The organism is Fictibacillus gelatini DSM 15865, from assembly GCF_000430745.1.
GTDB classification, from domain to species: Bacteria; Bacillota; Bacilli; order Bacillales; family Fictibacillaceae; genus Fictibacillus_A; species Fictibacillus_A gelatini.
Window position 1 is genome coordinate 1 of sequence record NZ_KE387230.1, and the last position, 11,884, is coordinate 11,884.

Below are 11,884 nucleotides of genomic sequence, written 5' to 3' on the forward strand. Positions count from 1 at the left end.
TCCCCCACTTCCTAAGTGAAAAATACTGTTTTTTTGGGTTTTGGTTTTTCAAAAATTTTAGTTTTTTATTAAAAGGAACTTTTTCAGTGGCTTCGCTAAGAGCCCAATTTATGTCCGATAGAACGCCTCTCAAGGACAAAACCGGAGCCTGGATGCCAAATTTTATCCAATCAAAAAAATTTGTAAAGATCGATAAAATATTATCGGAATGAATTATCTTAATATTTTTTATCGTATGAAACATACACGTACTTCTTTTACTTTCATTGTGAGAAAAAACATTTTGTCAGAAAAGGTGAATGCAATGAAGGATTCTGCTTATTGGATTACGAATGCCCGGTTAGAAACGGGCTATCAATATGAGAATGGCGCTGCCGCAGCGACTAGAGCGGCAAATTTCCATCTGTTAATCGAAAACGGAACGATCATGTCAATCGTTCCTGCAAAAGATCCGTTACAAAGTGATTTTCCAAAGAAAGATGCCAAGAACCTTTTAGTTCTTCCTTCCTTTATTGAAAAGCATTGTCATCTGGATAAAACGTTAGTTGGCGACTCATGGCGGGCTTGCCGTCCAGTAGCCAATCGGATTGAGCGCTGCAATCTCGAAAAAGACTTGCTTCCCACTTTGTCTACGACTACAAAAGAGAGAGCCGAAGCGCTATTAAATATCCTGCAAAAGGCGGGTTCTACCCATGTACGCACTCATGTCGACATTTATCCGGAAGCCGGCCTGAAAAATTTGAGATCTGTTCAAGAAGCTCTGGCAACCTATGAAGGAAGGTTGTCTCATGAGATTGTCGCTTTTCCGCAACACGGTTTATTGCGCACAAAATCGAAGGACTTAGTAAGGGAGGCATTAAGAGAAGGCGCCAACCTGGTTGGGGGCGTTGACCCGGCCATAATCGATGGCGACATTGAGGCATCTTTGCAACAGATGATGGATATCGCTGTTGAGGCAAACGTAGATATTGATTTGCATTTGCATGATCCGGGCCACCTCGGGATTTTTACAATTAGAAGGCTGGCGGCACTGACACAAGAAGCCGGATGGCAGGGCCGGGTCGCTGTAAGCCATGCTTATGGATTGGGCGAAGTTTCTTTGACGGAAGCTCTTGATGTGGCGGACATGTTGGCCGAAGTCGGCATTTCGATCATTACAAGCGTTCCGATTGATGGCCCTATGCCAAATATTGAGTTGCTGCGTAAGAAGGGAGTTAATGTTGCAGTCGGGTGCGACAATATTTTTGATTCATGGTCTCCTTTTGGCAATGGCGACATTCTCGAGCGGGCAAGCCGTTTGGCGGAGCGGTTCAATTGGGTGGATGAACGGTCGCTCGCGCAAACACTTGGTTTCATTACAGGCGGGAAGACGCCTTTAGATAAAGAAGGAAAACGTATTTGGCCGGCAATCGGGGATGAAGCGAGCATGGTCTTTGTTGAAGCCAGCTGTTCAGCAGAAGCGGTAGCTAGAAGATCAAAGCGGCAAGCTGTCATGTATAAAGGCAAGATAGTTTCTGGAGAGCTTTAGTCTGCTTGAATTTTCTTAAGAAGATAGGAAGAGGCGGAAAGTCGAAATTCAGCTTCAACAAGCCGGAGAAAAACGCTACAACGAACTTTAATTAGAATTTTAAATGGAATAAAAAAATGCGCCCTTGCATCCAACGACGCAAGGGCGCATTAATTAAACGATGCAGAGGGAATAGTGGCCTATGCCTCTGTCTTCGCATTTTCAAGCTCGTTCACGGCCAAGTTTTTCTTTATTTTGTAATAAATTGTTGTACCCAGTAAGATCCATAGGAACCACCTGTAGCGTAGCCAATGCCGATTTCTTTTAAGTTAGGATCAAGAATGTTTGCGCGGTGCCCCGGGCTTTTCATCCAGGAATCCATTACATCCTGGGCATCTTTTTGGCCGGCCGCGATGTTTTCAGCTGCACGGCTGTAATTGATGCCGAACTGCTTCATCATTTGGAATGGATCTCCATACGTCGGCGAATTATGGTCAAAATAGTTTTTATCACGCATATCTTCGGCTTTAAGTGTAGCTGTTTTATCTAAGGAAGCGTTATCTTTTAATGGCGCTAGTCCTTGTTTGGAGCGCTCTTTATTCACTAACGAGATGACTTGATTCCCGATTGTTTCGTTCACGTTAGCAGATGGCTGTTTATCTGGTGCTTGTTGCTTTGTTTCGGTTTGCGGAGCTTGCTGCTGTTTCACTGGCTCCTGTTTTTGTTCAGGCTCTGCAGCCACTTTCGGTTGAGCAGGTTGCTTTTTATCGATAAAATTGACTTTGGATTCAATATCGTTATTCCAGTGGAATCCGTAGTTTTTTGTTTCTTTATTTTGAACGTGCTGAACGTCAGGTTTTGCTTGATTTGCGTCTGCGTGGTTCACTGCATGTCCGCATGGCGTTAATAACATTGTTGCAAGTAGGATTGATTTCATTTCCTCATCTCCCTTTGTGTTTTTTGGAGCCTGCATCAAGGTTAACGTGAAAATGGACACAGGAACAACCGGGAAATATTGCTAGTTGCCTTTAGCCATCTGCTACTTTGCCTGCCAGAATGGGCTTTTGAGCGTATAAGCCGCTTCTAAGTTACAAATATTAACTTTGACATGGCAGGCTCCATTTGATATTGCTAGTGAAGCCGCCCCCTTTGCGATAAGATAATGGCACCATATTGTACGTTAAAAAATGAGGGAAAAAGAAACTTTCTCATTGGCATTAACAGCTTGAACGTGCTTTTGAAACACAGGAAAAACGTTAAATAGTTTTCAGGAATCAACCCGGTAATCGCGCCTTTTTCCCTTAACTTGAAAATAAGCACGCACATTTCAGCGTATCAGCAAATGAAGCCATTTATTTTGTTTGGTATCTTGGCCTGGGATCGTTCAATGGAGGATATTAACGTTTATTCACAAGGGAAATTGTGAAGTGGGTGTATTCTGCCCGCAATATTGTTCAAACGGGTGTGGGTGCTTTATGGTAGGGATTAAGGGGGTCAATCGCGGGGGGTTCAGGGAAAAGGCAAAAAACAATGGTTGCGAACAATAAGCGTCGATCGGCTTTCGACTCCGCTCATTCGCATTCAAGCAGCTATTGGTACAAGCTACATAGGAAGATGCGATGTCCCTGTAAATCATCCCGCCAAAAATCAACAACTATTGGGAATATGGCCGTGAAGTTTTGAAACATGCAATTTGCCAGGGGATCATTTTAAGGGGAATGGCCAATAATGGTTTTAAAAAAAGCTACTTTAGATCATGGACTAAAGTAGCATTTCTGATATTTTCCTATTGATAAAGCTGGTCGCTTTCTCCCGCAATTGGGTTTTGGCCCTGGTATTTGTTTAAGTATTGCTGGATCGGCTTTTGATTTTCAGGAACCACTTGATACATTGCGCCAATTTTCCCGATCATGTTTGGATCCGCTTGTTCTAACGGGTAATAGCCTTTCTTTACCATGTATTGCCACATATCATAGGCATGTGAACAGCTCATCATAAAGGCCGTTTGATGAAAGGAGCGCAATTCTGGATTTGCGGCTTCCATTGCCGCATTCGCATATTCGCGTCCGGCTCGTTTCAATGTTAATAGGTAAGCCGTCGCCATTTCGCGATCGTTAAAATCCTGAATCATTGTGCGTGGCTGAACCGGTGGGTATTGGCCGGCAGGAGACTGTGTATAATTGCCAAGCTGCCCATTTTCCTTAAAAAGCTTTAATTCTTTTGTAGCGCCTTCCGTCTGGCTGATGAATGACGCTTTCATATTATAGTCGCGGATATGGTGCGGGAAATGGCGTTCTAAAATACTTTTAAATTCTGGGTCCTGAACATGTTGCAACATGTAAGCCATATTTGTGATCGTGTTTACGCAACTCATCGACAATTCATTTAAATCCATGAGTTCATGTGCTGCTAGCTGCATTGTTTTCCTCCTTTTTGATCGAAGTAATCACATACAGCCTTAATTTTCCCAATCGCATAATCTTTTATCCGAATTATCTTTTCTCTAACAATAAATAAAATACCCGGGTCATCCCAAGGATGTAGGCTATCTACGCCTTACACATTTCTGTCTTAGCAAAATCAAACTAAGGCGGAGTTTTGATAAAGAGTGAAGTGATATACATAAGATAAGTCAATTCAATTTCAACCCAGGCTAAACCGACATCTATCACAATCGCGTCGAGGTTGTACCAATAGACGTTAAAGGCGAAACCAATTTAGAGGGGTTGAACAAAATCAGTGCCGGCGGAAAGAAAACTGTCCAATAGGGCCTGTCTATTGAACAAAAACCAGTCCGGCAACGAAAAATTTGTCCTTTAGCATGGCTCTATTGGGTCCAATTGTCTTAGATTTGAATTGAAATAGTGCCGAAACGCTACACAGAACTTGGACAAATACCAATATTGCTCCGCTCCGGCAACTTCAAAGGAATGGCACTGATCGCCGGGGAACATATACATATAGCGTGCTAATCCACTAGCCATGCTATAAGAAAAATCCTGGCGTAGCGATCATGTTCGACGCTATGTTTTTGAAATATCGAGAAAGCCTTCGCCGAAAACATCCCGAACATCATGGATGGCAATAAACGCATTCACATCTACAGCTTTCACAATTTTTTTGAGCTTGATTACCTCTTGTTTGCTAATGACAATATAGAGGATATCTTTTTGAGTTTTTGTATAATATCCGTGGCCAGAAAGAACGGTAACGCCTCGGTCCATGAGAACATTCACTTGTTGAGCAATTTGATCGGGTTCCTTTGAAATAATCGTGACAGCTTTTTTCGGGTTAAATCCTTCGATAATGAATTCCATTACTTTTGTTCCAATGTAGAGCATAATGATTGTGAGCATCAGTTTTTCGGCACCGATAATAAAATAAGAAGAAAAGGCGACGATCATATCAAAAAATAGCAGTCCATAACTGATGCTCCAGCCGAGATATTTATGGGTAATTCTAGCAAGGATGGTCGTTCCTGCAGTGGTGCCGCCAACCCGGAGAATTAAGCCGATCCCAACACCAGCAAAGACGCCGCCAAAGATCGCATTCACCATTATTTCATCAGATAAAATGCGCCAGTGTTCTGTTAAATGTAAAAACAAAGAATTTAACGCAACAGCTATAATCGTATATATGGTTGTCGTTTTATTTAAAAATTTATAGCCGATGATCAGCAAAAAAGCATTAATCATTAAGTTCACCAATCCCGGCGACCATTTGAAGAGATAAAATAAAATAATGGTGATCCCGGTAACGCCGCCTTCGCCAAATTCATTAGGAATGACAAACAGATTAACAGCTAATGCAAAAATAAAAGAACCTGCCGTAATCATAAGCATATCTATGACTCTTTTTTTCATATCTTAACACCTCGTGAAATTCGATTTCTGCATTCAGAATCCAACTATTATACTTGTAAACTAGAACGGTTGCAATACTGTTTTGAAAGAGGGTTTCAACAGATGTTTTAAGGGAGTTTTCGGGAATCTATTTATAATAAAAGAAGGATTTATTTCCCATGTGTCGAAGTATCCACCAGACTACAGTTATGCTGCCGGTTTTAAAGGCGCGGGAATTGTAGCCCGAAAAAAATAAGGCCATGGGCGGTTCATTCTGGTTATGGCCTCACTATTCTAAACAAAGGTGCGGCTCTTTTAAAAAGTACGTTATAAATGGCTTTCGCGCGGTATTCGAAGTCCTTTTTCATAAAAGAGAATGCAGAGAACGCCTATCATGAAGAAAAGAATATGAACTTGTTCGAAATGAAAATCAGCTGTTCTCTTTAATAGGAGAAACATAGCTTTTTACAAAGGAGGATTAATATGAACCAGGCAGCACAAATCTATTGGGATGAATTTTGGAAGTCTCAAGGCCAAGAAAAACCAAAATCAGTAAGTGCGTGGCAATTTGGAGCAAGTCCAGACCAATTAGCGCAATTGGTAATAGATGGTGTGAAAACAGCGACATGTTCCGGGTTAATTTTTTATGAGATGGAAAGCGAGCCACTGCCTTCTGTTGGAGATTATAGCGTAATTTTAAATAGTAAAGACGAACCTGCAGCGATAATAAAAACGACTGATGTGAAAATCATGCCAATGAATGAAGTTCCTGAGGAGTTTGCAATTGCAGAAGGCGAAGGAGATCGAACGTATCAATATTGGAAAGAAACCCACGAAAACTTCTTTACTAAAGAGTTAGCAAAAGTAGGACTTGAATTTTCCGAAGATATGTTATTAGTTTGTGAACGCTTTAAATTAATTGATGTGAAAAAATAAGAAATGCCCTGGGATGAATCTATCAATAGAAAATTTGATACAATTAAATTACTCTCTTGAATTGGAGGAATTTCTACATGTATGTAACGATTTCAGACTTTATTAAGGAATGGAACAAGGAAGCCAAACTGACCCAAAACGTTTTAGATGGTTTGACAGATGAATCATTAAAACAGCCAGTTTATCATGAGGGACGCACTTTAGGAAGGATCGTCTGGCACTTTACCACCAACATTCCAGAATATCTAGCTCATTTTGGGTTGAAGGTAGAGAAAGTTGATCGTGCGGATAATGTCCCAACTTCAGCTAAAGAAATTTCTGAAACCTTTAAAAAGGTAAGTGCCCAGGCAGCCCAAGCCATTGAACAACAGTGGGAAGATGAGACTTTGAAGCAGGTTCAAAATGCATTTGGAAGGGAAGAAACCAACGCTTCAATATTGATGGGGCTAATTAAACATATTGTCCATCACCGGGGACAAGCAACCATTCTCATTCGCCAGGCGGGGTTAAAACCTTTCGGGGTTTATGGACCGCCAAAAGAAGATTGGGTTCATTTAGGGGTAGAAAAGCCGCCGCTTTAACGACGGACAAGGGAGGAACTTAGTGCGGCCCGTTGCCTGCAAAATTGCCTATTAAGCATTCCTCTATTCTATATGCGAAATGAAAATGGCCAATAAATGCAGCGCAGAATATTTCGTTATGATGAGAGTAAGATATGACAAAGGGACAATGTTTATCGTAGTTTGAAAAGCAGTTTAAAGCTTGAATGGACTCCCCCCTATAGAATTTGGGGGGAGTTTTTTAGGAAGAGGTTGTTTTGCATGGCGTTCTAGTGCCACGTTAGTAATAAGACATTCGTTATTTTAAGAACACTTCGTTAAAGCTGTGAAATGAGGAAAAACGATTCACGAATTGTTTCATCATTTAAAATGATTTCACTCGCGGACAATAAGTGCTCTTATTTGAACAATAAGTCATCCGGTTGAGACAATAACATCTTACTTTTGGACAAATAAGTGTACAAAATCCTAAATTTATTGTCCGACTGAGGCTACTTTTTGTCCGATGGTATCTTTTTATTGTCGGAAATTAACTGTCTATTGTCCAAATGCTATGAAAATAGCATCACACTAGAGAAATTTGATCCTGTTTTTGGTTCTTCCGTCTTCTTATCCTCTTGAAGCTGAAGGGGTAGTACTAAAATCATGTTCAAGTAAAATTTTTCCATAAAAAGAAAAAGGAAAGCGGTCCAAGAATGCCACTTCCCTTTATTTTCCTATTCTAAGGCAGCTTATTTCCCGCTGCGAGATAAAGTTCATACCACTCTTTTCTCGTCAGTTCGATGTCCGAGGCTTTGGCGATGTCTTTTAGCCGTTTTGGATTCATCGTCCCGACAACGGGCTGGATGTTTGCCGGATGGCGCAAAATCCATGCGATCGCGATTGCGGAATCGGTGACGCCTTTTTTCTCGGCAAGTTCCTGTAGCCTGGCATTCACTTCAGGGAAATCCTTGTTGCCGATAAACGGTCCTTCGATCATCCCATGCTGGAACGGCGACCATGCCTGGACGGTGATATTGTTCAAACGGCAATAATCGAGAGCACCGCCGTCCCGGACAATGGCAGGATCATGCATCATGTTTACATTGAGGCCGGCATCGATCATTGGGGTATGTACAATGCTAAGTTGCAGCTGGTTGATGATGATGTCTTGCTTCAAGTGCCTCCTCAATAATTCCATTTGTAGCGGATTCTGGTTGCTGACGCCAAAATAACGGACTTTGCCGCTTTCCTTCAGAATAGAAAAAGCTTCAGCCACTTCTTCCGGTTCGAACAATGCATCCGGGCGGTGAAGCAGCAAAATGTCGATGTAATCGGTTTGCAAGCGACGAAGGCTTCCGTCAACCGATTCAAGAATATGTTCCTTCGAAAAATCAAAGAACCCTTTTCGGATCCCGCACTTTGTCTGGATGATCATTTTTTCGCGGATATCGTCGTTCATGCCGATTGCCCGGGCGAACACTTCCTCCGATTTGCCGCCGCCGTAAATATCCGCATGGTCGAATAAGTCCACACCGGCTTCCATTGCATTCTCAATGACATAAGCCGCGTCTTTTAAAGAAAGCTCACTCATCCGCATACAGCCAAGTGAAATTTCTCCTGCTTTAACATCACTGCCGCCTAACCTGATTTTTTTCATTGAAACACCCCTCGCATCTAAGTTAACTCTAGTTTAACACGTGGTGGCGAAATCTTGGCTGATAACGTTTTCTATCAAAATACTTGCGAAAAACTTAAATGTTAATCTCTGAATGTAAATTGAACACCTATTAGGAATGTGAAAAAGGAATCAATCATTAGAGCAATTATCCAAAAAAACAGGAGAAATGTCACTTCAAAAAATGCTAGTTTTGTAATATGATAGGAAATTGAATACAAAGGATAGGAGGTTTGTTCATGAGGAAAAAAAGATTCAAGGGTATCGCCGCGCTATTTTTGATAGTAGCGTTATGCGTAAGCCTGATCCAGCCAAAGGTTTCATTTGCAAGCGGGGATTCTGCCGATGAGGCGACTGAGTTGCAAAAAGGACAGGCGGTAGAAGGGAAGTTTTCGGAACCCGGACAAATTCACTGGTACAAAATTACCCCTCATAAAGAGGATGTCTTCAAAGATACGCATATGAGAATAAAAGTATCGGGTGATCTCGGCATTGTAATGTCTGTTTACCCGGATGCGGAACGTGCAAAAAAAGACATCACATTTAGTAAATACCGAAGCATGATCGATGAAAACAATACATCCGAGGTTGATTTGCCTTATGCCTGGGAAGGGCCATACTATATTAAGGTGGAGTATGCAGGTACTGGCGATGAAGAGGAAAACGGAGCTCCAGGCAATTCTGATCAACCGTCCAGCGCTTCTTATTCCCTTAAGTTTGATGGCGTCAAGCTCCCTCCTTCCGAAGACCTTGGAGATGAAGGGGAATGCCCTGTTGAATTAAGCGCCGGAAAAGGAAAATCAGGCAAAGCGTTAGTGGACCAGCTACGCATCGTGCGGGACGGTCTGCTGGCAAAAACAGAGCAAGGGAAGAAACTAACCGATTTATATTATAAAATGGCTCCATACATAGCCGTGAAAATGATCGTACACAAGGATGCAAGAGAAGCGGTTTACAACAATCTTGTTCAACTGAAGCCTGTATTTAATGAATTGGTTAAATCAGGCGACAAAACGGATTATGTACTGACTGAAAAAGATGCAAAAGCGATCAATGAATTATATGGGATTGTAATGGACTATGCGCCAGAGTCGGCGAAAAAGGAGATTCAAGCCATAGCAGAACAAGTTGACATCGCCCACTTGAAAGGAAAGAAATTGTCAGCCGTTCTTGACCAGGCAGGACTCGTTGTTAAAGACTACGCGCAAAACCGGGTGATCGTTAAACTGAAAGAAGGGGCATCCATTAGCTCCTTAAACAAAAAAGCAAAATCTTATAACATTCAATCGACAAACATCACCGCTTTACATGCCAAAGATGAAGTCGCAGGAAATCTTTACGTCATGAACGTAAATAACAATAGCCAGATGCAGGCGGCGAAATTGGACAGGCTACCGGAAGTGGAATTTGCAGAGCCTGTGTATCAATACCATCAATATTCAACAGATGTCCAATATGATTACCAATGGGCGCTAAAGAACAATGGAGGGTTTGGGAAACAAGGTGCTGACATTCAATATGAAAAGCTCCAGTCCCTCATCCACCAGAGAAAATTGAATGAAACGTTAATTGCCGTTGTTGATACAGGGGTGGACGCCACGCTTGCTGATTTGAAAGGCAAAGTGGACACCAATCTTGGAAAAAATTTCATTCCTCGCATTCCTACGAATGACGCGAATGATGACAATGGCCATGGTACGCATGTCGCCGGGATTATAGCGGCAGAAAGCGATAACGGCTATTCTATGGCAGGAATTCACCCGAAAGCGAAAATTATGCCTGTCAAAGTGTTGGATAGCTCTGGAAGTGGAGGTACAGATCAAATTGCCATGGGAATCAAGTATGCGGTCGACCATGGAGCGAAAGTGATCAACCTGAGCCTCGGAGGAACTCCAAGCAGGGTCATCGAATCGATGTTGAAATACGCGGCATCCAAAAATGTGACGGTCGTCGCGGCAAGCGGTAATGAAGGAACAAACATGGTAGGCTATCCAGCTTCATCAAAATACGCAATCGCCGTTGGAGCTACGAATCAACTGGACATTGTTGCGGATTTTTCAAATTATGGGCCGCAATTGGATGTAGTGGCTCCGGGAGCGTCCATTCCGAGCCTTTTACCAAACGGCAATGTCACCTATCTTGACGGCACTTCCATGGCAACGCCTCATGTTGCCGCAGTGGCAGGATTACTGTTAGCGGAAAACCCGAAACTGACCCCGGGTGAAGTGGAGCGCATTTTAACGCTGACAACAAACGATGTTGCAGTCGATGAGGTTGCACAAGGCGATTATGAGGACGGCAGTCCATTTAAGGCACCTCCGGGATTTGACCTTGCCTCGGGCTGGGGACGATTGAACGCTTTTAAAGCAGTGAGCATGGTTGAATTGAACTTTAAAGTGAACGAAATAAAAGATACGGATGCCTTTGTCACTGGATCAGCGAAGCCAGGAACGCTGATTACGGTAAAAAGTAAAAGCAAAACACTCGGTTCCGCAAAAGCGGGCGCCGATGGCCATTTTAAAGTGGCGATCAAGTACCAAAAAGCGAATGAAGTTCTTCATGTATTCGCTCAAAGCCCTGACCAAAAAGCAATGACGTCGGCAAAAATCGCCGTTCAAAAAAATCAGCCGCCGGCCAAGCCGAAAGTGAACACGGTTAGCGATCGTGACCAAACGGTAACCGGGAAAACGGTCGGAAATGCCGTTGTAAAAGTCAGAAATGCGGCGAAAAAAGTGATCGCCACGGCAAAAGCCAACAGTAAAGGCGAATTCAAAGTAAAAATTGCCAGACTAAAAGCCGGAACAACACTTTATGTGACAGCGACGGACGTATGGAACCGTGAAGGACAAGCGGCTAAAGTGACTGTGAAAGACAAAACGCCGCCCCATGCCCCGAAAGTCAATACGGTTGACGACAGAGACACCACTGTCACGGGAAAAACAGAAGCGAAAGCAAGCGTCATTGTAAAATATAAAGGGAAGACAATTGGCACAAAACAAGCTGACTCAAAAGGAATGTTCAAAGTAGCGATTAAAAAGCAAAAAGCCGGATCTGTTCTTTATGTTACGGCAAAAGATTCAGCCGGAAATACAAGCAAGGCAACGAAAACGACTGTAAAAAAAGCAAAGAAATAAAAAATGGCTGCCCGGACTTTTTTCCGCGGCAGCCCTTTTGTCTTTCGATTAGGAAATGATAAAACTTCATTGCTTATTTAGTGGGGATTTATTGACGGTAGAGGCCTTTTTTATACCGCGGGATCTGAAATTGTCCAGCAGAAGCAGCCTCAAGGACACTTTTCACGTTTGGGGATCTGAAAATGTCCGATAGAAGCAATCTCAAGGACATTTTTCACGTCCTGAGAGTAAAATTTGTCCGATAGAAG

Annotated in this window: 9 protein-coding genes; 5 read left to right on the forward strand and 4 right to left on the reverse strand. The window is 42.6% G+C overall.

The genetic code is table 11. The features are described from left to right. Positions 1-212: hypothetical protein (locus H538_RS26630; RefSeq protein WP_211235580.1), on the forward strand; the 212-nt coding region annotated here is incomplete at its 5' end. A 92-nt stretch (positions 213-304) separates the two neighbouring features. Next, positions 305-1,528, forward strand: coding sequence for an amidohydrolase (locus H538_RS0118890; protein ID WP_035351646.1), 1,224 nt, complete (start codon positions 305-307; stop codon positions 1,526-1,528). A gap of 229 nt (positions 1,529-1,757) precedes the next feature. Here the strand turns inward: H538_RS0118890 and H538_RS24475 are convergent, their stop codons facing one another. From H538_RS24475 to H538_RS0118905, 3 genes are all read right to left on the reverse strand, one after another. Beyond that, on the reverse strand, positions 1,758-2,444 hold the full coding sequence (locus tag H538_RS24475; protein ID WP_051291573.1) for a CAP domain-containing protein: 687 nt from the start codon (positions 2,442-2,444) through the stop codon (positions 1,758-1,760). Positions 2,445-3,293: 849 nt separating this feature from the next. Next, positions 3,294-3,926: a spore coat protein gene (locus H538_RS0118900; protein ID WP_026678900.1), complete on the reverse strand. Its 633-nt coding sequence runs from the start codon at positions 3,924-3,926 to the stop codon at positions 3,294-3,296. Positions 3,927-4,530: 604 nt separating this feature from the next. Then, positions 4,531-5,370 (reverse strand): YitT family protein, encoded by an 840-nt coding sequence (locus H538_RS0118905; RefSeq protein WP_026678901.1) that lies wholly within the window; start codon positions 5,368-5,370, stop codon positions 4,531-4,533. A 462-nt stretch (positions 5,371-5,832) separates the two neighbouring features. On the opposite strand from H538_RS0118905, the gene H538_RS0118910 reads away from it, so the two are divergent. Together H538_RS0118910 and H538_RS0118915 are read left to right on the forward strand one after the other, a co-directional pair. After that, positions 5,833-6,285 (forward strand): ASCH domain-containing protein, encoded by a 453-nt coding sequence (locus H538_RS0118910; RefSeq protein WP_026678902.1) that lies wholly within the window; start codon positions 5,833-5,835, stop codon positions 6,283-6,285. A 77-nt stretch (positions 6,286-6,362) separates the two neighbouring features. Next, on the forward strand, positions 6,363-6,866 hold the full coding sequence (locus H538_RS0118915) for a DinB family protein (RefSeq protein WP_026678903.1): 504 nt from the start codon (positions 6,363-6,365) through the stop codon (positions 6,864-6,866). Between the two features lie 700 nt (positions 6,867-7,566). On the opposite strand, the gene H538_RS0118920 is transcribed toward H538_RS0118915, so the two are convergent. Next, on the reverse strand, positions 7,567-8,484 hold the full coding sequence (locus tag H538_RS0118920; protein WP_026678904.1) for an aldo/keto reductase: 918 nt from the start codon (positions 8,482-8,484) through the stop codon (positions 7,567-7,569). Between the two features lie 257 nt (positions 8,485-8,741). Between H538_RS0118920 and H538_RS24480 the strand changes: the two genes are divergently transcribed. Continuing rightward, positions 8,742-11,636, forward strand: coding sequence for a S8 family peptidase (locus tag H538_RS24480; RefSeq protein WP_035351649.1), 2,895 nt, complete (start codon positions 8,742-8,744; stop codon positions 11,634-11,636). The last annotated feature ends 248 nt before the right edge of the window (positions 11,637-11,884 follow it).

What these genes read in the sequence shown, in the direction of transcription:
- H538_RS0118890 (WP_035351646.1), top strand. Translation starts at nt 305, where the DNA reads ATGAAGGATTCTGCTTATTGGATTACGAATGCCCGGTTAGAAACGGGC.
- H538_RS24475 (WP_051291573.1), bottom strand. Translation starts at nt 2,444, where the DNA reads ATGAAATCAATCCTACTTGCAACAATGTTATTAACGCCATGCGGACAT.
- H538_RS0118900 (WP_026678900.1), bottom strand. Translation starts at nt 3,926, where the DNA reads ATGCAGCTAGCAGCACATGAACTCATGGATTTAAATGAATTGTCGATG.
- H538_RS0118905 (WP_026678901.1), bottom strand. Translation starts at nt 5,370, where the DNA reads ATGAAAAAAAGAGTCATAGATATGCTTATGATTACGGCAGGTTCTTTT.
- H538_RS0118910 (WP_026678902.1), top strand. Translation starts at nt 5,833, where the DNA reads ATGAACCAGGCAGCACAAATCTATTGGGATGAATTTTGGAAGTCTCAA.
- H538_RS0118915 (WP_026678903.1), top strand. Translation starts at nt 6,363, where the DNA reads ATGTATGTAACGATTTCAGACTTTATTAAGGAATGGAACAAGGAAGCC.
- H538_RS0118920 (WP_026678904.1), bottom strand. Translation starts at nt 8,484, where the DNA reads ATGAAAAAAATCAGGTTAGGCGGCAGTGATGTTAAAGCAGGAGAAATT.
- H538_RS24480 (WP_035351649.1), top strand. Translation starts at nt 8,742, where the DNA reads ATGAGGAAAAAAAGATTCAAGGGTATCGCCGCGCTATTTTTGATAGTA.